At 68.2% G+C, this 25242-nt stretch carries 25 protein-coding genes and 2 tRNA genes; 4 read left to right on the top strand and 23 right to left on the bottom strand.

All coding sequences use genetic code 11. The features are described from left to right. Positions 1-34 precede the first annotated feature (34 nt). The 9 genes from rodA to ACIBJG_RS04690 all read right to left on the bottom strand — a co-directional run bounded on the left by rodA (position 35) and on the right by ACIBJG_RS04690 (position 11735). Positions 35-1225: a rod shape-determining protein RodA gene (rodA, locus tag ACIBJG_RS04730; RefSeq protein WP_399303917.1), complete on the bottom strand. Its 1191-nt coding sequence runs from the start codon at positions 1223-1225 to the stop codon at positions 35-37. Then, positions 1225-3390, bottom strand: coding sequence for a penicillin-binding protein 2 (mrdA, locus tag ACIBJG_RS04725; RefSeq protein WP_399303915.1), 2166 nt, complete (start codon positions 3388-3390; stop codon positions 1225-1227). The genes rodA and mrdA overlap by 1 nt, the downstream gene beginning before the upstream one ends. Before the next feature lie 61 nt (positions 3391-3451). Further along, complete coding sequence (mreD, locus tag ACIBJG_RS04720) at positions 3452-4117, bottom strand: rod shape-determining protein MreD (protein WP_399303913.1); 666 nt, start codon at positions 4115-4117, stop codon at positions 3452-3454. An 11-nt stretch (positions 4118-4128) separates the two neighbouring features. Continuing rightward, positions 4129-5181, bottom strand: a complete 1053-nt coding sequence (gene mreC, locus ACIBJG_RS04715) for a rod shape-determining protein MreC (RefSeq protein WP_399303911.1) — start codon at positions 5179-5181, stop codon at positions 4129-4131. Between the two features lie 99 nt (positions 5182-5280). After that, positions 5281-6300 (bottom strand): rod shape-determining protein, encoded by a 1020-nt coding sequence (locus ACIBJG_RS04710; RefSeq protein ID WP_073723157.1) that lies wholly within the window; start codon positions 6298-6300, stop codon positions 5281-5283. Positions 6301-6592: 292 nt separating this feature from the next. Beyond that, positions 6593-7006 carry a nucleoside-diphosphate kinase gene (gene ndk / locus ACIBJG_RS04705; protein ID WP_399303909.1) on the bottom strand — a complete coding sequence of 138 codons (414 nt, stop codon included), beginning with the start codon at positions 7004-7006 and terminating at the stop codon, positions 6593-6595. A gap of 108 nt (positions 7007-7114) precedes the next feature. Then, positions 7115-7471 (bottom strand): DUF4233 domain-containing protein, encoded by a 357-nt coding sequence (locus ACIBJG_RS04700; protein ID WP_399303907.1) that lies wholly within the window; start codon positions 7469-7471, stop codon positions 7115-7117. A gap of 5 nt (positions 7472-7476) precedes the next feature. Continuing rightward, complete coding sequence (locus ACIBJG_RS04695) at positions 7477-9000, bottom strand: bifunctional folylpolyglutamate synthase/dihydrofolate synthase (protein WP_399303905.1); 1524 nt, start codon at positions 8998-9000, stop codon at positions 7477-7479. Between the two features lie 113 nt (positions 9001-9113). After that, a complete protein-coding gene (locus ACIBJG_RS04690) occupies positions 9114-11735 on the bottom strand; it encodes a valine--tRNA ligase (protein WP_399303903.1) in 2622 nt (873 codons plus the stop codon). Positions 11736-11875: 140 nt separating this feature from the next. Between ACIBJG_RS04690 and ACIBJG_RS04685 the strand changes: the two genes are divergently transcribed. Beyond that, entirely contained in the window at positions 11876-12880 is a 1005-nt protein-coding gene (locus ACIBJG_RS04685; protein ID WP_399303901.1) for a hypothetical protein, read from the top strand. Between the two features lie 73 nt (positions 12881-12953). Here ACIBJG_RS04685 and clpX read toward each other — a convergent pair whose 3' ends face one another. From clpX to ACIBJG_RS04660, 5 genes are all read right to left on the bottom strand, one after another. Further along, positions 12954-14252: an ATP-dependent Clp protease ATP-binding subunit ClpX gene (gene clpX, locus ACIBJG_RS04680; RefSeq protein WP_399303899.1), complete on the bottom strand. Its 1299-nt coding sequence runs from the start codon at positions 14250-14252 to the stop codon at positions 12954-12956. Positions 14253-14409: 157 nt separating this feature from the next. Beyond that, a complete protein-coding gene (locus tag ACIBJG_RS04675) occupies positions 14410-15093 on the bottom strand; it encodes an ATP-dependent Clp protease proteolytic subunit (protein WP_306070064.1) in 684 nt (227 codons plus the stop codon). 80 nt (positions 15094-15173) lie between these two features. After that, a complete protein-coding gene (locus ACIBJG_RS04670) occupies positions 15174-15779 on the bottom strand; it encodes an ATP-dependent Clp protease proteolytic subunit (protein WP_399304507.1) in 606 nt (201 codons plus the stop codon). A 267-nt stretch (positions 15780-16046) separates the two neighbouring features. Next, on the bottom strand, positions 16047-17441 hold the full coding sequence (tig, locus tag ACIBJG_RS04665; protein WP_399303897.1) for a trigger factor: 1395 nt from the start codon (positions 17439-17441) through the stop codon (positions 16047-16049). Between the two features lie 150 nt (positions 17442-17591). Continuing rightward, positions 17592-17668: transfer RNA gene (locus ACIBJG_RS04660), tRNA-Pro, on the bottom strand. A 166-nt stretch (positions 17669-17834) separates the two neighbouring features. Between ACIBJG_RS04660 and ACIBJG_RS04655 the strand changes: the two genes are divergently transcribed. Beyond that, a tRNA-Gly gene (locus ACIBJG_RS04655) sits at positions 17835-17908 on the top strand. 64 nt (positions 17909-17972) lie between these two features. Here ACIBJG_RS04655 and ACIBJG_RS04650 read toward each other — a convergent pair. The 8 genes from ACIBJG_RS04650 to ACIBJG_RS04615 all read right to left on the bottom strand — a co-directional run bounded on the left by ACIBJG_RS04650 (position 17973) and on the right by ACIBJG_RS04615 (position 22434). Beyond that, complete coding sequence (locus ACIBJG_RS04650) at positions 17973-18503, bottom strand: tyrosine-type recombinase/integrase (protein ID WP_399304505.1); 531 nt, start codon at positions 18501-18503, stop codon at positions 17973-17975. Next, positions 18470-19090, bottom strand: a complete 621-nt coding sequence (locus ACIBJG_RS04645; RefSeq protein ID WP_399303895.1) for a phage integrase central domain-containing protein — start codon at positions 19088-19090, stop codon at positions 18470-18472. The genes ACIBJG_RS04650 and ACIBJG_RS04645 overlap by 34 nt, the downstream gene beginning before the upstream one ends. 223 nt (positions 19091-19313) lie before the next feature. Next, complete coding sequence (locus tag ACIBJG_RS04640; protein ID WP_362201561.1) at positions 19314-19502, bottom strand: mobile element transfer protein; 189 nt, start codon at positions 19500-19502, stop codon at positions 19314-19316. 2 nt (positions 19503-19504) lie between these two features. Continuing rightward, entirely contained in the window at positions 19505-19690 is a 186-nt protein-coding gene (locus ACIBJG_RS04635) for a hypothetical protein (protein ID WP_399303893.1), read from the bottom strand. 19 nt (positions 19691-19709) lie between these two features. Beyond that, positions 19710-20393, bottom strand: coding sequence for a DUF2637 domain-containing protein (locus ACIBJG_RS04630; RefSeq protein ID WP_399303891.1), 684 nt, complete (start codon positions 20391-20393; stop codon positions 19710-19712). Between the two features lie 82 nt (positions 20394-20475). Then, complete coding sequence (locus ACIBJG_RS04625; protein ID WP_399303889.1) at positions 20476-20661, bottom strand: hypothetical protein; 186 nt, start codon at positions 20659-20661, stop codon at positions 20476-20478. An 85-nt stretch (positions 20662-20746) separates the two neighbouring features. Further along, positions 20747-22102: an FtsK/SpoIIIE domain-containing protein gene (locus ACIBJG_RS04620; RefSeq protein ID WP_399303888.1), complete on the bottom strand. Its 1356-nt coding sequence runs from the start codon at positions 22100-22102 to the stop codon at positions 20747-20749. A gap of 2 nt (positions 22103-22104) precedes the next feature. Then, entirely contained in the window at positions 22105-22434 is a 330-nt protein-coding gene (locus ACIBJG_RS04615; protein WP_399303886.1) for a hypothetical protein, read from the bottom strand. Between the two features lie 156 nt (positions 22435-22590). Between ACIBJG_RS04615 and ACIBJG_RS04610 the strand changes: the two genes are divergently transcribed. Next, positions 22591-23364, top strand: a complete 774-nt coding sequence (locus tag ACIBJG_RS04610) for a GntR family transcriptional regulator (RefSeq protein WP_399303884.1) — start codon at positions 22591-22593, stop codon at positions 23362-23364. Continuing rightward, a complete protein-coding gene (locus ACIBJG_RS04605; protein WP_399303882.1) occupies positions 23361-23924 on the top strand; it encodes a GNAT family N-acetyltransferase in 564 nt (187 codons plus the stop codon). The genes ACIBJG_RS04610 and ACIBJG_RS04605 overlap by 4 nt, the downstream gene beginning before the upstream one ends. A gap of 444 nt (positions 23925-24368) precedes the next feature. Here ACIBJG_RS04605 and ACIBJG_RS04600 read toward each other — a convergent pair whose 3' ends face one another. Then, positions 24369-24923, bottom strand: coding sequence for a hypothetical protein (locus ACIBJG_RS04600; RefSeq protein WP_399303880.1), 555 nt, complete (start codon positions 24921-24923; stop codon positions 24369-24371). Between the last annotated feature and the right edge of the window lie 319 nt (positions 24924-25242).

The following is a 25242-nucleotide window of genomic DNA, read 5'->3' as shown; positions in this document are numbered from 1 at the left end:
GATGTCCGCGGATGGGCAGTGGGCCCGCAAGGGCTCAGGCCGACATCGGCCGCTGCACCCGGATCGACTGGAGCAGTCCGATGGCCACCCAGACGGCGAACATCGAGGAGCCTCCGTAGGAGACGAACGGCAGTGGCAGTCCGGCGACCGGCATGATGCCGAGCGTCATGCCGATGTTCTCGAAGGCCTGGAAGGCGAACCAGGCGATGATTCCGGCGGCGACGATCGTGCCGTAGAGCTCGGTGGTCTCGCGGGCGATACGGCAGGCGCGCCACAGGACGACGCCGAGCAGGACGAGGATCAGTCCGGCGCCGAGGAAGCCGAGTTCCTCACCGGCGACGGTGAAGACGAAGTCGGTCTGCTGCTCGGGGACGAACTGGCCGGTGGTCTGGGTGCCCTGGAAGAGGCCGGTGCCGGAGAGGCCGCCGGAGCCGATCGCGATACGGGCCTGGTTGGTGTTGTAGCCGACGCCCGCCGGGTCGAGGGCGGGGTTGGCGAAGGCGGCGAACCGGGCGATCTGGTAGTCGTCGAGCAGCCCGAGCTGCCAGATGGCGACGGCTCCGGCGACGCCGGCGCCGAGGATTCCGAAGACCCAGCGGTTCGACGCCCCCGAGGCCAGCAGCACGCCGAGGACGATGACGACCATGACCATCACGGAGCCGAGGTCCGGCATGCCCATGACGACCACCATCGGGAGTGCGGCCAGGCCGAGGGCCTTGGCGACGGTCCGGTGGTCGGGGTGCAGCTGGTCGCCGGCGTCGACGCGGGCGGCGAGCAGCATCGCCATGCCGAGAATGATCGTGATCTTGGTGAACTCGGAGGGCTGGAGGGAGAAGCCGCCCGGCAGGAGGATCCAGGCGTGGGCGCCGTTGACCGTGGCGCCGAGCGGGGTGAGGACCGCCATCACGAGGAGCACGGACAGGCCGTAGAGGATCGGCACCGCACCGCGCAGGGTCCGGTGGCCGAGCCAGATCGTGCCGACCATCAGGGCGAAGCCGATGCCCGTGTTGAGGGCGTGGCGGAAGAGGAAGTAGTACGGGTCGCCGTGGGTGAGCGAGTCACGTCCCCGGGTCGCCGACCAGACGAGCAGCGAGCCGATGAAGGAGAGCGCGATCGCCGAGCCGAGCAGCGGCCAGTCGAGGCGCCGCACGACGGAGTCGCGGGCGGTGAGCCTGCCCCAGGTGGAGCGCTCGGGGGCGTACCGCTGGACGGAGAAGCCTGCCATCAGTCACGCCTCCCCAGCACCGCGGCGAGCGTCTGCTCGGTCGGCGGCTTCTGCGACGCGGGGTCGTAGGGCTTGACCTTCGGGGCGTCGATGGTGCCGTCCGTCTGGATCTTCGGCAGAGACTTCTGGGGCGTCGGCAGCAGGGCCTTCTTGAGGTCCTGCTTGCCCGCGGCGTCGAGGCCGTAGAGGGCGTTGTAGATGTTGCGGACGGCGGGTCCCGACGCACCGGAACCCGTACCGCCCTGGGAGATCGTCATGACGATCGAGTAGTCCTTGGTGTACGTGGCGAACCAGGAGGTCGTCTGCTTGCCGTAGACCTCGGCCGTACCCGTCTTGGCGTGCATCGGGATCTTGTCCTGCGGCCAGCCGCCGAATCGCCAGGCGGCGGAGCCGCGGGTCGCGACACCCGCGAGGGCTTGGTCTATTTCGTTGCGCGTCTTCTTGGTGAAGGGGAGCTTGCCGTGCGACTTCGGCTCGATCTCCTGGACGGTCTGTCCGTCGCCGCTGACGATCGCCTTGCCGACGGTGGGGTCGTAGAGGGTTCCGCCGTTGGAGATGGCCGCGTAGATGGTGGCCATCTGGATCGGGGTGACGAGGGTGTCGCCCTGGCCGATCGAGTAGTTGACGGAGTCACCGGCGCGCATCTTGTCGCCTTCGAGGCAGTTCTCGTACGCGATCTTCTCGACGTACGTGCCGTCCTTCTTGCCCTGCTTGCACCAGGCGTCGTGGTTGGCCTTGGCGAAGTTCTTCTTCCACTCGCGGTCGGGGACGCGGCCGCTGACCTCGTTGGGGAGGTCGATGCCGGTCTCCTTGCCGAGGCCGAACTGGTGGGCGGTCTTGTAGAACCAGTCGTTCGGGTTCTTCTTGGGGTTGTTCCCGCCGTCCTTCTGCCACTCCTTGTGCGCGAGGCCGTAGTACACGGTGTCGCAGGAGACTTCGAGGGCGCGGCCGATGGAGATGCTGCCGTAGCCCTGGGACTCGAAGTTCTTGAAGGTCTGGCCACCGATGGAGTACGAGCTGGGGCAGGGGTAGTTGCCGTCGAAGGGGTACCCGGCGTTGACCGCGGCGGTGGAGGAGATGACCTTGAAGATCGAGCCGGGGGCGGCCTGGCCCTGGATGGCCCGGTTCAGCAGCGGGAAGTTGGAGTTCTTGCCCGTCAGCTTGGCGTAGTCCTTGCCGGAGATACCGCCGACCCAGGCGTTGGGGTCGTAGTTGGGCAGCGAGGCCATGGAGACGACCCGGCCGGTCTTGGCCTCCATGACGACGACGGCGCCGGAGTCGGCCTTGTAGTTCTCGCCGGTGTTCTTGTCGAACTCGGTACGGGCCGTCTTCATGGCCTGGTTGAGCTCGTACTCGGCGACGGCCTGGACGCGGGCGTCGATGGAGGTGACGACGCTGGCGCCGGCCTCCGCCTTGTCGTTCTTGGCCTGGCCGATGACGCGCCCGAGGTTGTCGACCTCGTAGCGGGTGACGCCGGCCTTGCCGCGCAGCTCCTTGTCGTACGTGCGCTCCAGGCCGGAGCGGCCGACCATGTCGGAGCGAAGGTAGGGCGACTCGGTGTCCTGGGCCTTGGTGATCTCGCCGTCGGTGACGGGTGAGAGGTAGCCGAGGACCTGGGCGGTGTTGGCCTTGCCCGGCGCGGCGTAGCGACGGACGGCGGTGGGCTCGGCGGTGATGCCGGGGAAGTCCTCCGCGCGTTCGCGGATCTGGAGGGCCTGCTGGGTGGTGGCCTCGTCGGTGACCGGGATCGGCTGGTAGGGCGAGCCGTTCCAGCAGGGCTGCGGGGTCTTCGCGTCGCAGAGCCGGACCTTGCCGAGGACGTCCTCGGGCTTCATGTCGAGGACGCCGGCGAGCCGGGTCAGGACGCCCTTGCCGTCGTCGTCCATCTTCAGCAGCTCGGTGCGGCTGACGGAGACGACGAGGCGGGTCTCGTTGTCGGCCAGGGGTACGCCGCGGGCGTCGAGGATGGAACCGCGGGCGGCGGGCTGGACGACCTGCTGGACGTGGTTGTTCTTCGCCTCGTCGGAGTACTCCTGGCCGTTGCGGATCTGGAGGTACCAGAGGCGGCCGCCGAGGGTGAGCAACAGGGAGAAGACGAGGACCTGGATGACGATGAGGCGGATCTGGACCCGCTGGGTCCGCCCCGTCTCGGGGATGTTGGTCACGGGGCGCCCCCGGTGGTGGTCGGGCTGGGGGCCGGGTGGGCGACCCCCGGGAAATGCGGCGTCACAGTCGCTTGACTCCCTTGATGCGTCCAGCGCGTGCGGCCCGGTTGCGGGCGGCCTTGACGCGCAGTCCGCCGCGCTGGTTGCCGATGCGCAGCCCGGTGCCCGCGGCGAGCCAGCCGGCCGCCGCGTCGCCGCGGCCGGAGGAGGACTCGGTCAGCGGGTCGTTCACGGTGCGTCTGGCGAGGGCCATGATCAGTGGGACGGTGAACGGCGCGAGGAGCAGGTCGTAGACGGCCGCGGTGAACAGCAGGCTGCCCAGGCCCACATGGCGGGCCGCCGTGTCGCCGACGAGGGCGCCGACGCTTGCGTAGAGCAGGGTCGATCCGATCGCCGCCGCGACGACCACGGCCATCGGAAGGAAGGCGGACTTGAGCTGGCCGTTCTCGGGCCTGGCCAGTCCGGCGAGGTAGCCGATGACGCAGAGCACCAGGGCGTAGCGTCCGGCGGCGTGGTCGGCCGGGGGCGCCAGGTCGGCGAGGAGGCCCGCGCCGAAACCGATGAGGGCCCCGCTGACGTGCCCGTACACGAAAGCCAGTCCGAGGACGACCATGAGCAGCAGATCGGGTACGGCGCCGGGGAGCTGGAGCCGTGCGAGTACGGATACCTGGACGACGAGGGCGATCGCGACCAGAACGATGGAGAGCAGAGTCCGGTTGACGCGCATGGGGATCAGCTCTACCTCTGTTCGTTTACCGCGTTGTCGGCGTTCGGTGTCGCGTTCCCGCTGGGGTTCGGGTTCGGGCTGCCGCTGGGGTTCGCGCTCTGGTGGATGTTCCCGACGACGTTGCCGCTGGTGTCGACGATGTCGCCGTTGGGCGAGATGGTGACGGTGACGGTCGGAGTGGGCTTCGGCTTGGCCGGCTTGACGGGCTTCTTCGGCAGGACCGTGTCGCGCGGGTCCTCGCGCGGTGCCTGGACCACGATGCCGACGATGTCGAGCTTGGTGAAGCCGACGAACGGGCGGACGTAGACCGTACGGGTCAGGTCACCGCCGGACGGGTCGACCCGCACGACCTCACCGACGGGCACGCCGGGCACGAAGGGCTTGTCCTTGCTGGAGCCGAACGTGACGAGGCGGTCGCCCTTCTTGACCTTGGCCTTACCGTTCAGGAACTGTACGGACAGCGGGCGCGAGCCCTGGCCGGTGGCGAAACCGAGTTCGTCGGTGGACTCCATCCGGGTGCCGACCGTGAAGTCGGGGTCGTTGGCCAGGAGGACCGTGGCGGTGTCCGGGCCGACGGTGGTGACGCGGCCGACGAGTCCGTCGCCGTTGAGGACGGTCATGTCGCGCTTGAGGCCGTCCTTGGAGCCGGCGTCGATGGTGACCGTCCAGGAGAAGCCCTGGGCCGCTCCTATGGCGATGACTTCGGCGGCCTTGATGCCGTACTGGCCGGCGTCCGACTTCTTGAGCATCTTGTCGAGCTCGCGGACCCGGCTGCGGTTGCGGTCGTCGCTGCCGAGCCTCGCCTTGAGTTCGGCGTTCTGCTTCTCCAGCGCGGCGATCTTGTCGTGGCGGGTGCCGGAGGCGCGTACGGCCCCTATGGCGTTGCCCACCGGATCGACCGCTGACGCCACGCCGTTCTCCACCGGTCCGAAGACGGTGGCGGCGGCCTGCCGGGCGCCGTCCACCGGTGACTCCTCGCCGCCGCGGATGTCCACCGTGATCAGTGCGAACGCGATGGCGATCAGCAGCACCAGGAGCAGCCGGCTCTCTCGTGTGTCCCTCACGTGCGGCGGCCGTGCCTTCCTCGTAGGAATGTTCGTGCCTGTATATCAACGATCCTCCGCGCGGAGCGGCAGCGTCCGCGCGGAGGCTCGCGTGAGTTCCTACCGTCGGGGCTGGGCGTCCAGCACCTGCTGGAGCGCCTCGAACTCCTCGACGCACTTGCCGGATCCGAGCGCGACGGAGTCCAGCGGGTCCTCGGCGATGTGGATCGGCATGCCCGTCTCGTGACGCAGCCGCTCGTCCAGGCCGCGCAGCAGCGCGCCACCGCCGGTGAGGACGATGCCGCGGTCCATGACGTCGCCGGACAGCTCCGGCGGGCACTTGTCCAGCGTCGTCTTCACCGCGTCGACGATCGCGTTGACCGGCTCCTCGATCGCCTTGCGGACCTCGGTGGCGGAGATGACCACGGTCTTGGGCAGGCCCGAGACGAGGTCACGGCCGCGGATCTCGGTGTGCTCGTCCTTCTCCAGCTCGAAGGCCGACCCGATCGTGATCTTGATCTGTTCGGCGGTGCGCTCACCGAGCAGGAGCGAGTACTCCTTCTTGATGTGCTGGATGATCGCGTTGTCCAGTTCGTCACCGGCGACCCGGATCGACTGGGCGGTGACGATTCCGCCGAGCGAGATGACCGCGACCTCGGTGGTGCCGCCACCGATGTCGACGACCATGTTGCCGGTGGCCTCGTGGACCGGCAGTCCGGAGCCGATGGCCGCCGCCATGGGCTCCTCGATGATGTGCACCTGGCGCGCGCCCGCCTGCGTCGACGCCTCGATCACGGCGCGTCGCTCGACCCCGGTGATGCCGGAGGGCACGCAGACGACGACGCGCGGGCGGGCCAGGTAGCGGCGCTTGTGGATCTTCAGGATGAAGTAGCGGAGCATCCGCTCCGTGATCTCGAAGTCGGCGATCACGCCGTCCTTCAGGGGCCGTACGGCAACGATGTTGCCCGGCGTACGGCCGATCATCTTCTTGGCCTCGGAACCGACCGCGAGAATGCCGCCGGTGTTGGTGTTGATGGCCACGACGGACGGCTCGTTCAGAACGATGCCGCGCCCCCTGACGTACACCAGCGTGTTGGCAGTCCCGAGGTCGATAGCCATGTCACGGCCGATGAACGACATTGAGTTCCCCTTGTTCCCCATGAGGATGTGTCGGGCCTTCCCAAGCGAAAGCGATATGGCTTGTTTTGGTAGGCGATATGAGCGCTGCGGGCGTGGAAGCTTCCATCGTAGTGCCGGAAACACCGACACAGCGCGAGGGTCCTTCGCCATGCTGAGCAGAACGGGTGGCCGTTCCACTCATGGTGACGTTACGTCGGAGGGATGCGTTCCCGCGATCGGGGACCGTATGCCGAAGGGCGACCGAATTACTTCGGTCGCCCCAGGTCATCAGCGCTGTTCGGCTGATCCGAGGTCAGGAAATTCCCGGAAAGAACAGCTTCATTTCTCGCTCTGCGGACTCCTCGGAGTCCGAGGCGTGGATGAGGTTCTCCCGGGTGATCGTGCCGAAGTCACCACGGATCGATCCGGGCGCGGCGGCGATCGGGTCGGTCGGGCCGGCCAGGGCGCGCACGCCCTCGATGACCCGCTCGCCCTCGGCCACCAGGGCGACGACCGGACCGGACTGCATGAACTCGACGAGCGGCTCGTAGAACGGGCGGCCGACGTGCTCGGCGTAGTGCTGCTCCAGCGTGGCGCGGTCGAGGGTGCGGAGCTCCAGCGCCGTGATCTTCCAGCCGGCCTTGCGCTCGATGCGGCCGACGATCTCGCCGACCAGACCGCGACGGACGGCGTCGGGCTTGAGAAGAACGAGGGTGCGCTGGGTCATGTGCGGCTCCTTGCAGGCATACGGGTGCGGTGAAGCGAGGTTACAGGGGTACGGTGACGGGCCGGCGGCCGGGTTTGGCCGCCCGATGACGGACGGCCCGACAGCCTCTCAGCTGCCGGCGGGCGCCTGCGCCGCCTCCTGCGCGGCCCATCGGGCCTTCGCCTCGTCGATCTTGCGGCCGTAGTGCACGGAGGCCCACCACAGGCCGCCGAAGACCAGGCCGAGGATGAACATCATCGGGACGACGAAGCCGCTGGCGACCAGCGCGATCTGGAGTGCCCAGCCGAGCTGTATGCCACCGGGGCGGGTGATCATCCCGCAGAGCAGCACGGAGAGCAGCATGCCGATGCCGCAGACCGTCCAGACCGTGGCGGACGTCAGGTCGTCGGACTTCATCGCGACGAGTCCGGCGAACCCGATCACGAAGAACTCACCGATCAGCGTCGATGCACAGAGCGTACGCACGTCGGTCAGCCCCTTCCCAGAAGCAGCCGGGCCTCGCCGACCGTGATCACGGATCCGGTCACCAGCACTCCGGCGCCCGCGTACTCGTCCTCTTCCTCGGCGAGGGTGATCGCCGCCTCCAGCGCGTCGTCGAGCCGGGGTTCGACCTGGACCCGGTCGTTGCCGAAGACCTCGACGGCGACCGTGGCCAACTCGTCCGCGTCCATCGCGCGTGCGCTCGAGTTCTGGGTGACGACGACCTCGGCGAAGATCGGCTCGAAAGCTTCCAGGAGCCCCCGCACGTCCTTGTCGGCGCTCGCGCCGACCACACCGATCAGCCGGGAGAAGCCGAACGCCTCGGAGAGGCCCTCGGCGGTGGCGACGGCGCCTGCCGGGTTGTGCGCGGCGTCCAGGACTACGGTCGGGCTGGAGCGTACGACTTCGAGGCGGCCCGGAGAGATGACCGAGGCGAAGGCCTTGCGGATGATGTCGGCGTCCAGCGATCCGGTCTGCTCGGCACCGATGCCGAAGAACGCCTCGACCGCGCAGAGCGCCACCACCGCGTTGCGCGCCTGGTGGGCTCCGTACAGCGGGAGGAAGATGCTGTCGTACTCGCCGCCGAGGCCGCGCAGCGTCAGCAACTGGCCGCCGACCGCGATCTCCCGCGAGACGACACCGAACTCCATGCCCTCGCGGGCCACGGTGGCGTCTGCCTCGACGGCCTTCTTCAGCATCACCTGAGCGGCGTCGACGGGCTGCTGGGCGAGGATGACCGTCGCGCCCTGCTTGATGATCCCGGACTTCTCCACCGCGATCTCGCCGGGCGTGGAGCCCAGCCGGTCGGTGTGGTCCAGCGAGATGGGGGTGACGACAGCGACCGTGGAGTCGATCACGTTGGTCGCGTCCCAGCTGCCGCCCATGCCGACCTCGACGACGGCGACGTCGACCGGCGCGTCGGCGAAGGCCGCGTACGCCATGCCGGTGAGCACCTCGAAGAAGGAGAGCCGGTAGGGCTGCTGCGCGTCGACCATCTCGACGTACGGCTTGATGTCCTCGTAGGTGGAGATGAACCGCTCGGGGTCCATCGGGGAGCCGTCCAGGCTGATCCGCTCAGTGATCGACTGGACGTGCGGCGAGGTGTAGCGGCCGGTGCGCAGATCGAAGGCGCCGAGCAGGGCCTCGATCATGCGGGCGGTGCTCGTCTTGCCGTTGGTCCCCGTGATGTGGATGGAGGGGTAGGCCCGCTGCGGGTCGCCGAGCACGTCCATCAGCGCGGCGATGCGCGTCACGGACGGCTCGAGCTTGGTCTCGCCCCAGCGCCCGGCGAGCTCCTGCTCCACCGCGCGCAGCGCCTTGTCCACCTCCGGGTCGGTGGGGCGGGCGGGGACCTCGTCGCCCGTGGGCGGTCCGGAGGCGGCGCGCAGCGTACGGCTCCCGGCCTCGATCACCGCCAGGTCGGGGTCGCGCTGGGTCGCTTCGTCGACGATCTCCGCGAAGGTCTCGTCGGAGTCGGACGCGTCGTGCCGGTCGGAAGGGCGGGGCTCACTCACGGGGCCAGTCTACGGATCGGATCCGACATCGCGCGCAGCGCCCGGCGGCGGGGGTACGGGGAAGCCCCCGTACCCCTCGCGGGAGGGGTACGGGGGCTCGCCGGGTTGCGGTCTCAGGCCTGCGGCAGGGTCGCCAGCTGGCCGGTGATCCGCTCGATGTCGGCCTCGGCCTTGGTGAGCCGGCCACGGATCTTGTCGACCACGTTGTCGGGGGCCTTGGCCAGGAACGCCTCGTTGCCGAGCTTGCCGGTGGCCTGCGCCTTCTCCTTCTGCGCCGCCTCCAGGTCCTTCGTCAGACGCTTGCGCTCGGCGTCGATGTCGATCGTGCCGGACAGGTCGAGCGCGACGGTGGCACCCGCGACCGGCAGCGACGCGGTGGCATGGAAGCCGTCCCCGGCCGGCTGCAGACGCAGCAGCTGACGGATGGCCGCCTCGTGCGCGGCGAGCGCGGTCCCGGTCAGGGTGAGCTCGGCCGGAACCTTCTGGCCGGGCTGCAGGCCCTGGTCGGAGCGGAAGCGGCGGACCTCGGTGACGACCTGCTGGACGAGTTCGATCTCCTTCTCGGCGGCGTCGTCACGGAAGCCGCTGTCCGCCGGCCACTCGGCGATGACGACCGACTCGCGGCCGGTGAGCGCGGTCCAGAGGGTCTCCGTGACGAACGGGACGACGGGGTGCAGCAGGCGCAGCATCACGTCGAGGACCTCGCCGAGGACCCGGCCCGAGACCTCCGCCGGACGGCCGCCGCCGAAGAACGTGGTCTTGGACAGCTCGACATACCAGTCGAAGACCTCGTCCCAGGCGAAGTGCCGGAGCGACTCGCTGAGCTTGGAGAACTGGTAGTCGTCGTAGTACGCGTCGACTTCGGCGACCGTCTTGTTCAGGCGGGACAGGATCCAGCGGTCGGTCACCGACATCTCGTCCGTGGACGGCAGCTCGCCCTCGATCGTCGCGCCGTTCATCAGGGCGAAGCGGGTGGCGTTCCAGATCTTGTTGGAGAACTTGGCGGAACCCTGGACCCACTCCTCGCCGATCGGGACGTCGACGCCGGGGTTGGCACCGCGCGCCAGGGTGAAACGGAGCGCGTCGGAGCCGTACTTGTCCATCCAGTCCAGCGGGTTGACCACGTTGCCGAAGGACTTCGACATCTTCTTGCCGTGCTCGTCGCGGACCATGCCGTGCAGGACGATCGTCCCGAACGGCGGGACGCCGTCGTTGACGTACAGGCCGAACATCATCATCCGGGCGACCCAGAAGAAGAGGATGTCGTAGCCGGTGACCATGACGGAGTTCGGATAGAACTTCGCGAGGCTGTCCGTCTGTTCGGGCCAGCCGAGCGTGGAGAACGGCCACAGGCCGGAGGAGAACCAGGTGTCCAGGACATCGCTGTCCTGGGTCCAGCCCTCGCCGGTGGGCGCCTCGTCGTCCGGTCCGACGCAGACGACCTCGCCGTTCGGGCCGTACCAGACGGGGATGCGGTGGCCCCACCAGAGCTGGCGCGAGATGCACCAGTCGTGGAGGTTGTCGACCCAGTCGAAGTACCGCTTCTCCATCTCCTGCGGGTGGATCTTGACCTTGCCGTCGCGGACGGCGTCACCGGCCGCCTTGGCGAGCGGGGCGACCTTGACCCACCACTGGAGGGACAGGCGCGGCTCGATGGTGGTCTTGCAGCGTGAGCAGTGCCCGACGGAGTGGACGTACGGCCGCTTCTCGGCGACGATCCGGCCCTCGGCGCGCAGGGCGGCGACGATGGCGGAGCGGGCCTCCAGGCGGTCCAGGCCCTGGAAGGGGCCGGGGGCCGTGATGACGGCGCGCTCGTCGAGGACCGTGAGGAACGGCAGGTCGTGGCGCTTGCCGATCTCGAAGTCGTTCGGGTCGTGCGCCGGGGTCACCTTGACGGCACCCGTGCCGAACTCGGGGTCGACGTGGTGGTCGGCGACGACCGGGATCGTACGGTCGGTCAGCGGCAGCTTGATCTGCTTGCCGACCAGGTGCTTATAGCGCTCGTCGTCGGGGTGGACGGCGACGGCGGTGTCCCCGAGCATCGTCTCGGCGCGGGTGGTGGCGACGACGATGGTCTCGTCGCCCTCGCCGTACTGCATGGAGACGAGTTCGCCGTCGTCCTCCTGGTACTCGACCTCGATGTCGGAGATCGCGGTGAGGCAGCGCGGGCACCAGTTGATGATGCGCTCGGCACGGTAGATCAGCTCGTCGTCGTACATCTGCTTGAAGACGGTCTGGACGGACTTGGACAGGCCCTCGTCCATGGTGAAGCGCTCACGGGACCAGGCGACGCCCTCGCCGAGGCGGCGCATCTGGCCGGAGATCTGGCCGCCGGACTCGTTCTTCCACTGCCAGACACGCTCGACGAAGGCCTCGCGGCCCAGGTCGTGGCGGGACTTGCCCTCGTTGCCGAGCTCGCGCTCGACGACGTTCTGGGTGGCGATGCCGGCGTGGTCCATGCCCGGCTGGTAGAGCGCCTCGAACCCCTGCATCCGCTTGCGGCGGACGAGGGCGTCGATCAGCGTGTGCTCGAAGGCGTGTCCCAGGTGCAGGGATCCGGTGACGTTGGGCGGCGGGATGACGATGGAGTACGGCGGCTTGTCGCTGTTCTCGTCCGCCTCGAAGTAACCGCGTTCCACCCAGCGCTCGTACAGCTTCCCCTCTACCTCGGCCGGCGTGTACTGGGTCGGCAGTTCGGGGGTGCTGGCTGGCTGCTGCGCTGCGTTCTCGGTCACGTCGCACAGTTTAGGGCCGTCACGCGCGTGCACTGAAACCGGTTTGTTCAGTAACGGTCTCCCTCCCGGTGCCCCACGCCCGCGGGCCGTCCGTCAGGATGTTCGGAACGCATAAGCATCACGAACAGGGGACACCGCAGATGAGCTACAACCAGCCGGGCCCGTACGGTGGCCAGCCGCCGCAGGGCCAGCCCGGACCGTACGGCCAGCAGCCGGGCCCCTACGGCGGCCCGCCGCCTCAGGGCCAGCCGCAGGGCCAGCCCGGTTACGGCTACCCGCAGCAGGCCCCCCAGGGCGTTCCGCCGCAGCAGCAGCCCCAGCAGCCGGGCTACGGCTACCCGCAGGCCCAGCAGCCCGGCCCGTACGGCCAGCAGCCCCCCACGCCCCCGTACGGCGGCCAGCCGGTCTACGGCCAGCAGCCCGGCTTTCCCCCGGCTGCCCCGCAGAAGAAGAAGACCGGCCTGATCGTCGGCGGCGTCATCGTGGCGCTGGCAGTCATCGGCGGCGGGGTGTACTTGCTGACGTCGGGCGGCGGCGCCAGCAACAGCGATGTCGCGGACTCCACCAAGGGGTACAAGCTGACGCCGACGGCGACGCTGGACGGGTACAAGAAGGAGTCTTCCGGTCCGACGGATTCGGGGCCCGCGACCGGTGAAGACAAGAGCAACCTCGAAGCGCTGGGAATCAAGAAGCCTCAGCAGGCGGGGGCCAACTACCAGTCCGGTTCCGAGGACAATCCCGTCGCAGTCAAGTCGATCACGCTCTCGGGCGTCTGGGGCGACGTCACCGATCCCGCGAAGGTCATCGACAACGCCTTCAACAACGCGGAGGCGGACTTCAAGAAGGGCGCCGAGGGAATGGAGCTTCAGCGCGTCGGCAGCCCCAAGGCCGCCACGCCGGCCGGCTTCAAGGGCGCCCTCATGAAGTGCCAGGACATGAAGGTCCTGAACAAGAAGGGCGACGGCACGGCCTCCAAGGGCCCGAAGGAATTCACCATCCCGGTCTGTGTCTGGGCCGACTACAGCACGGTGGGCACCGTGCTCGGGGTCGACGTGGCACTGTCCATGACCGGCAAGGGAATGCCGCAGGACGACCTCGCGGCCGTAACCGCCAAGCTCTACAACACCTCCCGCACCAAGATCTGATCCGCGCAGCACAAAGGGGCGCCCCACCGGCAGAACCGGTGGGGCGCCCCTTCGCGTACGAACGAACCGACCGCTACGCGGACTTCTCGTGCCGCCCCTCGTCGCCCTTGCCGATCGTCCGCGGCTCGCGCGGGACCAGCGTCGGGTTGACGTTGTTGCGGACCACGTCCGACGTGATGACGACCCGGGCGACGTCCTTGCGGGACGGCACCTCGTACATCACCGACTGGAGGACCTCCTCCATGATGGCGCGCAGGCCGCGCGCGCCGGTCTGGCGCAGGATCGCCTGGTCGGCGATGGCCTCCAGCGCCTCGCGCTCGAAGTCCAGCTCCACACCGTCGAGTTCGAACAGTCGCTGGTACTGCTTCACCAGGGCGTTGCGCGGCTCGATGAGGATCTGGAGCAGCGCCTCGCGGTCCAGGTTGTGGACCGAGGTCAGGACCGGGAGGCGGCCGATGAACTCGGGGATCATCCCGAACTTCACCAGGTCCTCCGGCATGACCTCCTGGAACTGGTCGCTCGCCTGGATCTCCAGCTTGGAGCGGATCGTGGCGCCGAAGCCGATGCCCTTCGCGCCGGCCCGGGACTCGATGATCTTCTCGAGGCCGGAGAAGGCGCCGCCCACGATGAACAGCACGTTCGTCGTGTCGATCTGGATGAACTCCTGGTGGGGGTGCTTCCGGCCGCCCTGCGGCGGTACGGAGGCGGTGGTGCCCTCCAGGATCTTCAGCAGGGCCTGCTGGACACCCTCACCGGAGACATCGCGGGTGATCGACGGGTTCTCGCTCTTGCGGGCGACCTTGTCGATCTCGTCGATGTAGATGATCCCGGTCTCGGCCTTCTTGACGTCGTAGTCCGCGGCCTGGATCAGCTTCAGCAGGATGTTCTCGACGTCCTCGCCGACATAGCCGGCCTCCGTCAGCGCCGTCGCGTCGGCGATGGCGAACGGGACGTTGAGCATGCGGGCCAGCGTCTGGGCGAGGAGTGTCTTGCCCGAGCCCGTGGGGCCGAGCAGCAGGATGTTGGACTTCGCGAGCTCGATCGCGTCGTCGCGGTTCGTACCGCCGCCGTTCTCGCCGGCCTGGACCCGCTTGTAGTGGTTGTACACAGCGACCGAGAGGGCCTTCTTCGCGGGCTCCTGCCCGACGACGTACCCCTCGAGGAACTCGTAGATCTCGCGGGGCTTGGGAAGTTCTTCCCAGCGGACCTCGCTCGTCTCCGCGAGCTCCTCCTCGATGATCTCGTTGCAGAGATCGATGCACTCGTCGCAGATGTACACACCGGGTCCTGCGATGAGCTTCTTCACCTGCTTCTGGCTCTTTCCGCAGAACGAGCACTTGAGCAGGTCGCCGCCATCACCGATGCGTGCCACGAGGTGCTTCCCCTTCGCCTGGGAGACGCCTGGTTCAGCGGCTCCTGGTGCCTCTATCCGACGGTACCTTGCCTGGCCCCCCGTTCGGGCCCCCCTTGGCACGGTTCACACGGCCGGGGCCGGGTGACCCTGCCGTACCAAGGGGTAAAGGCCGACGTCAGGCGGCCGCTCCGGCCGCGCTCTTACGGGTCGCGACGATCTGGTCGACCAGGCCGTAGGCCAGGGCGTCATCGGCGGTCAGGATCTTGTCGCGCTCGATGTCGTCACGGATCTTCTCGATCGGCGTGGTGGAGTGCTTGGCGAGCAGCTCCTCCAGCTGGGCCCGCATCCGCAGGATCTCGTTGGCCGCGATCTCCAGGTCGGAGAGCTGCTCGCGGCCGGTCTGCGAGGACGGCTGGTGGATCAGGACGCGCGCGTTGGGCAGTGCCAGGCGCTTGCCCGGCGTTCCCGCGGCGAGCAGCACGGCCGCGGCGGAGGCCGCCTGGCCCATGCAGACCGTCTGGATGTCCGGCTTCACGAACTGCATCGTGTCGTAGATCGCGGTGAGCGCGGTGAACGAGCCGCCGGGGCTGTTGATGTAGATCGAGATGTCCCGGTCCGGGTCCATCGACTCCAGGCACAGCAGCTGCGCCATGACGTCGTTGGCGGACGCGTCGTCGATCTGCACACCGAGGAAGATCACGCGCTCCTCGAAGAGCTTCGCGTACGGGTCGTACTCGCGCACGCCCTGCGAGGTGCGCTCCACGAAGCGCGGGACGATGTAGCGGTTGTCCACCTGCGGGCCGGTGTAGAGGCCGTTCGCGGACGCGCCGGGGAAGTTGTTCATGTGGGTGTTCACCATCCTGGTGGCGTTCTGTGGCTGGGTGTCTCGGCGTACGAGAGAGAAGCGGTGCGGTGTGGCGCGATCCGGTGCTGACCGGGTCAGGCGCCGGTGCCGCCGCCGCCCGGAACGCCCGATGCGACGGTGATGATCTCGTCGATGAGGCCGTACTCCTTGGCCTCTTCCGCCGTGTACCAGCGGTCGCGGTCGCCGTCGCGGATGATCGTCTCCACGGTCTGGCCGGAGTGGCGGGCGGTGATCTCCGCCATGCGCTGCTTGGTGCGCAGCAGGTACTGGGCCTGGATCTTGATGTCCGAGGCCGTACCGCCAATGCCGGCCGAACCCTGGTGCATGAGGATGTCGGTGTTCGGGAGCGCGAAGCGCTTGCCGGCGGCGCCGCCGGTGAGCAGGAACTGGCCCATCGAGGCCGCCATGCCCATACCGATGGTGACGACGTCGTTCGGGATGTACTGCATGGTGTCGTAGACCGCCATACCGGCCGTCACCGAACCACCGGGGCTGTTGATGTAGAGGTAGATGTCCTTGTCCGGATCTGCGGCAAGGAGAAGCAGCTGTGCGGTGATCTTGTTGGCGATGTCATCGTCGACCTGCTGACCGAGGAAGATGATGCGTTCGCCGAGCAGTCGGCTGTAGACCTGGTCACCGAGGCCTCCACCGAGGGACGGCTCTCCGGCGGCGTAGGGCATCAGATTCGTCACGTATCCACCTGCTCGTCTCTGACGGCTCCGGCCGTCTCAGCGTCTTCGTACCGGGTGGGCCGGGACTCCCCGACCCTTCCTCTTCATGGACCCTAACGCGCAGGTGGGACAACGCCATCCCGCTTCGGGAACTGTTCGCTGGGAGCGCAAGCTCCGCAGTCCGCACAAGGGTTGTGGGGGGCCGTCCGCCGATACGACGACGGGCTCCGGACGCGGTGGCGTCCGGAGCCCGTCGTGCGGGGTTCAGCGCGAGGCTCAGGCCTCGGTCTTCTCCTCGGCGGCGTCGGAGGTGCCCTCGGCGGCCTCGACCACCTCGGTTGCCTCCTCCGCTGCGTCTTCGTCGTCCTCAAGCTCGACGACCTCACCGTTGGTGTCGATGACCTTGGCGGCCTCGACGACGACGGCGAGCGCCTTGCCGCGGGCGACCTCGCCGACGAGCATCGGCACCTGGCCACCCTCGACGACGGCCTGGGCGAACTGGTCGGGGCTCATGCCGGAGGACTGCGCGCGCCGCATGAGGTGCTCGGTGAGCTCCTCCTGGTTGACGTTCAGCTTCTCCTTGTTGACGAGCTCGTCCAGGATGAACTGGGTCTTGATGCCCTTGACGGCCTGCTCGGACGTCTCGGCCTCGAACTCCTCGAGGGTCTTGCCCTGGATCTCCAGGTACTTCTCGAGGTCGAGACCCATCTGGCCGAGCTGGTGGTGCTCGAGGTTGTGCTTGCGGGTCTGGACCTCGTCCGCGAGCAGCTTCTCGGGGATCGGGACCTCGGCGAGCTTCAGCAGCTCCTCGAGGACGCGCTCCTGGGCCTGGGTGGCCTGCTCGTACTGCTTGGTGTCCTCGAGGCGCTTGCGGCTGTCCGCCTTCAGCTCGTCCAGCGTGTCGAACTCGCTGGCCATCTGGGCGAACTCGTCGTCCAGCTCGGGGAGCTCACGGGCGGCGACGGCGGTGACCTTGACGGTGACCTCGGCGTCCTTGCCCTCGGCGGAGCCGCCCTTCAGCTGAGAGGTGAAGGTGGCCTCGCCACCCGCCTCCAGGCCGGTGACGGCGTCGTCGATGCCTTCGAGGAGCTCGCCGGAACCGATGGTGTACGAGACACCCTCGGCCACGCCGTCCTCGAGGACCTCGCCCTCGACCTCGGCCTGCAGGTCGATCGTCACGACGTCGCCTTCGGCGGCGGCGCGCTCGACCGGGTTGGTCGAGGCGAAGCGCTCGCGCAGCTGCTCCACGGCCTTCTCGATGTCCTCGTCGCTGACCTCGATCGCGTCAACGGTGACCTCGATGCCGGAGTAGTCCGGGATCTCGATCTCGGGGCGTACGTCAACCTCGGCGGTGAAGGACAGCAGCTCGCCGTCCTTCAGCTCCTTGATGTCGACCTCCGGCTGGCCGAGGACGTTGAGCTCACCCTCGTTGACGGCCTCGGTGTAGAACTTCGGGAGCGCGTCGTTGACGGCCTCCTCCAGCACTGCGCCACGGCCGAACCGCTGGTCGATGACCCGGTTGGGGATCTTGCCCTTGCGGAACCCCTTCACCGTGACCTGCTGGTTGATCTTCTTGTACGCCGCGTCGAGGCTGTCCTTGAGCTCCTCGAAGGGCACCTCAATGCTGAGCCGAACCCGAGTCGGGTTCAGGGTCTCCACGGCGCTCTTCACGGTTCGGTCTCCTTGGTGGCTGACTTCTTGGGGTTCTGCTCCACCGCACGGAGGCGGCTTCGCGGACCGAGCCCGGTACATCAGACACACGGGCACGCATTTTGCATAGTAACGGCAAGGGGGAGAACTCCCACAATGCGATCTTGCCGGTGGTCGGGGTGGCCGGATTCGAACCGACGACCTTCCGCTCCCAAAGCGGACGCGCTACCAAGCTGCGCCACACCCCGTCGGTGCGACACGTAGGGTACATGCAGACGGGCAGTGCGTCGGACGCCTTACGCGGGCCTCGCCGGTACTCGGCGCCGCGCGGCGCGATCGGGTGTGCGGGCAGCGCCCGCGACCCGCTACGATGCTTCTCGTACCGCGGTCCCCGTGACCTGCGGTGCGCTGCATGCGGGCGTAGCTCAATGGTAGAGCCCTAGTCTTCCAAACTAGCTACGCGGGTTCGATTCCCGTCGCCCGCTCCAATCACTCAGGGCCAGCTCAGAGGTTCATCCTCCGACCTGGCCCTGATGTGTTTCTGATCTTCGTTCAGTCCCGCGTGCCCGCTGCATGCCCGTCCGGGTCTGGATCTTGCTTCCGGGCCTGCTCGACAGCAGCGCTCACGGCGTTGCCGATCAGCCGCTCCCGCTCAGCCGTCGCATGCTGATAGATCAACGCCGCACGGGCCGTACTGTGGCCCATTCTCGTCATCAGCTCACGGGTGCTGGCGCCCGTCGCCGCCGCAAGCGTGTTCCCGGTGTGCCGAAGATCATGAAAGTGCAGGCCCTTGATCCCGGCCTGCCCACATGCCTTGCGCCACAGCAGGTTGAAGTGATTCCGGCGAGGAGTCGCACCCTTGGCACCGACGAAGACGCGGCCGTCCGCCCCGTGCTCGGAGTACACCGTGAGGTGAGTGGTCAGTTCGTCATGGATCACGGCAGGGATCGCCACGGTGCGCTTGCCGGCCGCGCTCTTGGGCTCCTTCACCAGGCGCTCGCCATTGTGGAGTTCGGCGATGTTCCGGCGAACGCGCAAGGTGCCGGCCGTCAGGTCCAGGTCCCGACGACGAAGCCCGACCAGCTCACCCCAGCGAAGGCCGGAGAAGGCCGCCAGGAGGACGAGCGCGCGATACCGGGGCCGGATTTTGCCCCCGCGAGCGCGTAGACCTCCTGAACGGTCGCTGTGGGCCGCTCAGGGGTGGGGGCCGTACTCGCGCCCTTGACCCGGCAGGGATTACGGCGGATCAACCGGTCGTCCACGGCCGTCATGAGCACCGCCCGCAGGAGGGCGTACGACTTCGCCACCGTTGATGGGCCGGTCCCGTTCTCCAGTCGGGCGACTCGCCAGGCACGGACCATGGCCGAGGTGATGTCGGCTACGGCGACCTTGCCGAAGGTGGGGGCCAGGTGGTTGCGCAGGAGCGAGCGGTAGAGGTCTGCGGTGGACGCGCCGATGCCGCGCTCAGCGATCCAAGTGGCCGCGTACGAGCCGAACTCGACCTGCCCCGCGTCGGGATCGGACCAGTCCCCCGACCGGAGTTCCGCTTGCCGCTCAGCCAGCCAGTCATCCGCGTCCCGCTTGGTGCGGAACGTCTCGGGGGCAGGGCGATCAATGCCGTCAGCCCCCAGGTAGCGAGCCTGATACCGGCCGGAAGGGAGCTTCCGCACGCGCCCGAACGTTCGCCGCAACGGCGAGGGTGCCGGGGGTGAGCTGCACCGCGGTCCGGGTCACCGGCGCCGGGGTGGGGGCCGGGGCGGTGGTGGCCGAGGTGTGGTGGCAGTCGCAGGCCGGCGGGTGCACAAGGCCGGTCAACGGTCGAACGAGGGACGTTGCCGTGGTCGGGGCGGTGTCCGGGGCCGGGTATTTCGGGGTGAACATGACTTGCTCCTTTCAGGCGTTGCAGCGGTGGGTTTTGGCGGCGAGTTCGGCGGCGGCACGGCCGTGGTAGTCGGCGGAGAAGTTGCAGCCGGGGGCGGTGCATGCGGCGGTGTGCTTGGTGCGGCCACGGCCGTCGTAGTGGGTGCCGACCCGCACGGGGCCGATACGGATCACGTCGGTGAAGCGGTTCGGGCGCGGCATGGTCAGCCCTCCCGACGGGCGCTGTCGTCGGGGAACTCGGCGCGGATGCGGTCCGCTTCGGCCGGGTCCGTGGTGAGGTCGGCCGCTTCCTCGGCGAGCAGTCGGGCGAGGGTCGGGCGACCGACGTCGGCCATCTCCCGGGCAGCGGCGACGTAGTCGGCGGGGCGGTTGAAGTTGAGCAGGGCCATGCGCTGATCTCCTTCCTGGTCAGGCGAGTTGGGCAGTGATGGCGTCGGCGAGCGGGGCAGGGACACCGAGGCGAGCGCGCAGGGTCTCGGTGGTAATCCGGTTGCCGGTCGTGGCGTGGTGGGTGTCGGCGACCTTCCGGGCGTGATCGAGCAGCGCCGGAGGAACAGCAACCACCGGGGCAGACGGGGCCGGTGCGGGGGCCGGGGCCGGTGCGAGCGGGAGTTCGGGTGCAGGATCCGGGGCCGGTTCGGGAGCGCGCTCGACCGTGTCCCAGACCGGTTCGGGAGCCGGAGCGGGCAGCGGTGCAGCGACCGGGGCCGGTTCAGCTTTGACCGGGGCCGGCGCGGGGGTGTGGGCGAGGAGTGTTCCGCCGAGGAAGGCGAGGGCGGGCCAGCCGGCGACGAGGATGCGGAGCCAGGGCGGTACGTCGCCGAGGTCGAGCATTCCGGCGGTCGCGATGTTCGCGCCCAGGGACGCGGTCAGGGCGATGACGAACCAGACCCAGGCCGGGTGGTTATCGGTGTGGGTGCGCATCCGGCGCCAGGCGGCGACCAGGAGCAGGTCCACGCTGATCGGGTATGCCCAGGCTTTCCAGCCGTCCTGTCCGGCAGCTTCAGCAAGGTCATGCAGGTGCGAGAACGACAGCGCACCGGCGATGACCGCCTGAACCAGCACGGCATCCAGTCGGATGGTTCGGAACATCGGGGTTCACCTCCAATCTGGGGTGGTGCCGGGGCCGGGCGGGATATGGGGTTCACCGCCCAGCACCCGGAGCGGAAAGGGGTCAGGCGTCGGGGTCGGTGCCGGAGCCGAGGCAGTTGAGGCACAGGCCGTCCTGCTGGCCGACCGGGCGGCGCTTGCGACCGACGCGGACCGTGGTCGGGACGTTTCCGGTTCCACCGCACGGCTTGCAGTCGCCGGGCTCGACCGCGGGCAGCGGGGGCTTGGTGGTCCGTTTCGTGGTGGCCATGGCGCTGGATTCCTTTCGGTTCCGGGCATGGGCGGGGTAGGGACCTGGCGCGAGACGGTCACGCCAACCAGGAAGGTGCGGGGTGTTACTCGGTGACCGGGACCGGCTTGACCAGCGGCGAAGCCGGAACCGGCACCGGGGTGGTACGGACGACCGGGCGGAACGGGGCCAGCGCCGCAATGTCCGGGGCCATGTGCGCGTACTCGCGGCAGATCGCGACCGCTTCGGCGGCGGTCATTTCGGGGGTGCGAATCCGGGACCATCCCCCGGAGGAGTCGCCGGCCACGGCCACACCGGGACGGTCCGGCGGAATGGTGGTCACGGCGAAGACCGCGTCCGGGGCGATGTCGCCCAAGCCCATATCGGCGGTCTGCTTGTCGTTGACACGGTGCACGACACGGCCGGTGAGCTGGGCGCGGAGCATGGTGGCGCCCTTGCCGAGTTCGGAGCCGAAGCGCTGCCCGCAGACCTCCAGATAGATGCCAACCGCACGGGCCATCTGCGCGAGACGGACCAGGTGCATCACCATCCGGTCGCGGCGTTCCTCGTCCTTCTTCGCGGCGACGAGGAAGAGTTCCGCGACTTCGTCGACGAGGACGACCAGCGGCACGGGCCGGACCTTGGTGGGCAGGTCCCACAGGTCGGATACGCCGTGGGCGCTCAGGATGTCGAAGCGCTCTTCCATCTCCCCCACCAGGACTTCCAGCAGGCTGGAGGCTTCATCCGGAGTGGTGGCCAGCGCTGAGAGCCGAGGCGCGAACCCGCGTTGTTCCACACCGCGTTTGCAGTCGATCCCGATCAGGCCGACCGAGAGTTTCGCGAGACCGGTGATCAGGTTGCGCTGATACATCGACTTGCCCGACTGATTCGCGCCCAGGGTCAGGCCGTGCGGGATCTTCTTGTAGTCCCGGACGAAGGCCGTCCCGTCCTCCCGCAGAGCGACCGGCACCACGAGCGGGCCGGACAGTTTGCGGGGCAGCCGGCGCGGCATCTTCACCCTGCGCAGCACGTCGTACCCGGTCATTCGCAGTTCGACGAAGCCGGGCTTGACCTCCACCACGTGGACGGAGTGGACACCCCAGGCGTGCCGCAACCGTTCCGAGGCCGCAGCCACGTCCGCGGGCTCCAACCCGGCCGGAAGACGGAGTATCGCCCGCATCCCGGTCGAGGAACCACGGACCCGGCGAACCTTCGGGGGAACCGGCTGGACGTCCTGGCGGCGGACCACGTTGCGGACCATGAACGCCCGCAGCCTGGACGGCTGAACCGTCAGCCCACACACATCCATCGTCGACCGGTACGTAGCCGCGAACCGGACCCGAGCGACCGGCAGACCCACCAGCGACCAGAACACCCGAGGCGCGCGAGCCTTCGCGTAACCGAGGCCGCCGGCAGCCGATAAGGCCCCGGCCGCTTCGATCATCATGGTCAGGTCCGGCATGGTCAGGCACCCGCCGTGATCGCTACCGCGCGGAAGCTGATCCCGTGCCGGGTCTGCCCGTTGAACGTGTTCTCCCAGTCCCGCGCCTTGAGGCCGATCACCGTGACCGGCGTTCCCGGGGCCAGGCTCTCCGGGACACCCGTGCTCGGGACGGTCACCTGGTAGAGGTTGCCCTCCCCGTCGTCCGAGATCAGCAGGCCCACGGTCGCGAGCGGAGCGCCGGTCTCCCGGTCCATCGCGATCTCACCGGTCTGCTTGCTCACGAGCTTCGGGGTCGGAGGCGTCGCGACGAACACGACAGCGGTCGAAACATCGATCTTGAACGACGGCATAGCTGTCTCCTTGGTCGTACGACCTAAGCCTCTTAGGCCGCTTGCTCAACTTGTTGGTACAAGTTGATACTAGAGATTGCATCACCGAGGGTGAGTCGTCAAGCACTTCGCACGCACATGTACCAACAAGTTGACCGAGTGCGTCATGATGGAGTCATGAGCAAGCAGCCGAAGTACCGACAGGTGGCCGACGCACTGCGTCGTGAGATCGACAGCGGCGCCTACGGTCCCGGCGCGCGCTTGCCCTCAGAGAGCGAACTTTCAACACGGTTCGACGCGTCCAGAAACACTGTCCGATCGGGCCTAAGCCTGCTGGTCAGCGAAGGTTTGATCACGTCAAGCCAAGGGCTTGGCTACGAGGTCCGTAAACACGAGGTCTTCGAGCTCAACGCTTCCCGCTTCGAGAACCTGAACTTCCCGCAGCCGGGCGACGCCTACTCGACGGACGTGACGAACGCCGGCCGCAGGCCACACCAGACGTTTCGTGTCGAGCTCACCACCGCCCCCGAGTACGTGGCCCAACGCCTGAAAGTCGACGCCGGATCCCGAGCTGTCCTCAGGTTCTGCCATCGGTTCGTTGACGATGTCCCATGGTCCACTCAGGCCACTCACTATCCCGATTGGCTGGTAGAGACGGCCCCCCGGCTGACTGAACCGGGGGACATCGCCGAGGGCACGACCCGCTACCTCACGAGTCTCGGCATCGAGCAGGTCGGATACGCCGACGAGATCGCCACCCGGATGCCTACGCCAGAGGAAGCCCGGCTTCTGGACATAGGAGCGGGTGTTCCTGTCCTCCTCTGGACCCGAACCGGCTACTCCCCCGAGCGCCCCATTCGCTGCACGATCACGACGTTCCGCGGCGACCTGAACCGGATGAACTACGAGATCGGCGACCTGTCCGCCCGAAGCGAGAACGACCCCCAGTGAAGATCACAACCGCAGTACCGGGCGACCTGGACCAGCTTCTGGCGTTCCGAGAAGAAGCCGCATCCTGGATCAGCAAACTGGGCAGCGACCAGTGGAGCCGGCCCTACCCCGCCGATCGCCTGTTGTCGACCATCGAGGCTGGCACCGTCTTCATGCTTCGCGACGGCGGCCGGACCGCTGGGACCATCACTCTCACGCCAGAGGCGGAAGAGGGGTTGTGGACGACCGGGGAGTTGGGGGAGGCCTCCATTTTCGTCAACAAGCTGGCAGTGTCACGCGATTACGCGGGGGAGGATCTTGGAGGCAGGCTCCTTGATTGGGCGGGAGATCGCGCCTACCGATCGTCAGCCATGTGGCTCCGCCTTGACGCGTGGACCAACAACGCCGCACTTCAGCGCTACTACCTGCGGCATGACTTCAAGCACGTTCGGACGGTCCGAGAAGGCGGCGCCATCAACGGCGGCCCACGCGTCTCAGGCTGGCTTGCCCAGCGTCCCGCTTCCCCCGCCCAGCACGGGTTCGAGGACCAGACGCCCAGCCCCAAGCCCTTTGGCAGCTGAGCTGTTACAGGTTTCTCTACCTCATCAAGGCTCCTCGCTCCGCTCGTCGCGCGCTCCCCGGCTCACCGCCGGGGCCCTGTGCTCCTGTCTCCGCCCCGCTCTGGGCCCCGGCTACGCCGGTCGCGCAACTAGAGCGAGAGATCCTTGCCGAGGGGAAACGGAAGGCACAAGCAGTGCCTCCAGCGGGGGCGCTCAGACTCCGGGATGGGTCGGGGCGCCGTTCGCGAGTGCCGGCCGAATCGTGGTGAGCGTGGTGGGCTCCCATCCCGACCGCCTTCGACCCAGGCAGAGCCGAGCAGACGCAGCCCCTGGTGTCCAGGTCGTTCGTACAGTGGCGCGCTCCACCTGGACACCAGGGACCACGCCCGCTCCACGGTGTGTGGGCCGAAGGCGGACGGGATGGGAGCTGGGGTGAGTGGTGGGTTGAGGGGCGTCAGCCGTCGGCTAGGCGGGAGGCGCGAAAGGGTTCCCGTTGGACGTTGATTGACCGTCTCCCCACGTCCGCGGTGGCGGGACGGGAGTCCAATCCGGTCCGCGGTGCGCCAGCCACCATCGTCCGATGGCGTGGAATTTCTCCTCGAACCTGCGATCCCAGCTGAGGACCCCGGTAATGGGCGCCCGCAGACGGGTACGGCGACCGCTGGCCTCATAGATCACGACAGTCCGCTGCCCCAGGGAAGACTCGGTGTGGACGCCTTGCACGTCGGACCACGGGATGATCCGGCGGCGCAGATTGTGCACAACGGCCGCCGACGGCGTGAGGGTGACCCCGTGACGCGGGAAGACGATCACTGCCAACAACGGCATGGCGATCCACAGCCAAAACGGGTTGGCAGCCCCAAGGCTGAACGGATCCCCTCTCATCCCGTCCAAGATCTCGGTGATCTCGATGACAACACCGAGGACAGCAACGGGCAGAAGGGGCAGCGCGCGCTGGAAAGGGGTCAGCCGGTAGCGGATGCGCTCCGGCGGCGAAGCCTCGGCCTGTGCTTGCTTCACCAAACCCCACCCCACTGCACCGTGCAGCCGCCGCTGCGCATGATCGCCGGTGCAGCATGTCGGAGCACAGTCGCTCTGTCTAGATCCCCCGCGCAGCGTGCCCCCTGCGTGCCCGATCGGTCGGGGGCCAGCGGGGAACCACGGGGACAGACGGCAGGATCGCCGCCGGATCGCAGGTCACAAGCGTGCAGGTCAGGGGCCATCCACATACGGGATCTTCCAAACTAGTGACGTGAGTCGGAGATTCGCTGGCAGTAGGACGCGACTTTGTCGAGGATCTCGTCGGCGGTCCTGGTCCAGATGAAGGGCCGTGGGTGGT

Source organism: Streptomyces sp. NPDC050422 (assembly GCF_044458665.1).
Lineage (GTDB): Bacteria > Actinomycetota > Actinomycetes > Streptomycetales > Streptomycetaceae > Streptomyces.
Note: the sequence above shows the minus strand (reverse complement) of the source record. Positions and strands in the feature narration are given on the sequence as shown.

What these genes read in the sequence shown, in the direction of transcription:
- ACIBJG_RS04675 (WP_306070064.1), bottom strand. Translation starts at nt 15,093, where the DNA reads ATGGTGAACACCCACATGAACAACTTCCCCGGCGCGTCCGCGAACGGC.
- mreD (WP_399303913.1), bottom strand. Translation starts at nt 4,117, where the DNA reads ATGCGCGTCAACCGGACTCTGCTCTCCATCGTTCTGGTCGCGATCGCC.
- rodA (WP_399303917.1), bottom strand. Translation starts at nt 1,225, where the DNA reads ATGGCAGGCTTCTCCGTCCAGCGGTACGCCCCCGAGCGCTCCACCTGG.
- ACIBJG_RS04630 (WP_399303891.1), bottom strand. Translation starts at nt 20,393, where the DNA reads ATGTTCCGAACCATCCGACTGGATGCCGTGCTGGTTCAGGCGGTCATC.
- ACIBJG_RS04615 (WP_399303886.1), bottom strand. Translation starts at nt 22,434, where the DNA reads ATGCCGTCGTTCAAGATCGATGTTTCGACCGCTGTCGTGTTCGTCGCG.
- ACIBJG_RS04710 (WP_073723157.1), bottom strand. Translation starts at nt 6,300, where the DNA reads ATGTCGTTCATCGGCCGTGACATGGCTATCGACCTCGGGACTGCCAAC.
- ACIBJG_RS04610 (WP_399303884.1), top strand. Translation starts at nt 22,591, where the DNA reads ATGAGCAAGCAGCCGAAGTACCGACAGGTGGCCGACGCACTGCGTCGT.
- ACIBJG_RS04640 (WP_362201561.1), bottom strand. Translation starts at nt 19,502, where the DNA reads ATGCCGCGCCCGAACCGCTTCACCGACGTGATCCGTATCGGCCCCGTG.
- ACIBJG_RS04620 (WP_399303888.1), bottom strand. Translation starts at nt 22,102, where the DNA reads ATGCCGGACCTGACCATGATGATCGAAGCGGCCGGGGCCTTATCGGCT.
- ACIBJG_RS04685 (WP_399303901.1), top strand. Translation starts at nt 11,876, where the DNA reads ATGAGCTACAACCAGCCGGGCCCGTACGGTGGCCAGCCGCCGCAGGGC.
- ACIBJG_RS04670 (WP_399304507.1), bottom strand. Translation starts at nt 15,779, where the DNA reads ATGCCCTACGCCGCCGGAGAGCCGTCCCTCGGTGGAGGCCTCGGTGAC.
- ACIBJG_RS04635 (WP_399303893.1), bottom strand. Translation starts at nt 19,690, where the DNA reads ATGGCCCTGCTCAACTTCAACCGCCCCGCCGACTACGTCGCCGCTGCC.
- ndk (WP_399303909.1), bottom strand. Translation starts at nt 7,006, where the DNA reads ATGACCCAGCGCACCCTCGTTCTTCTCAAGCCCGACGCCGTCCGTCGC.
- ACIBJG_RS04625 (WP_399303889.1), bottom strand. Translation starts at nt 20,661, where the DNA reads ATGGCCACCACGAAACGGACCACCAAGCCCCCGCTGCCCGCGGTCGAG.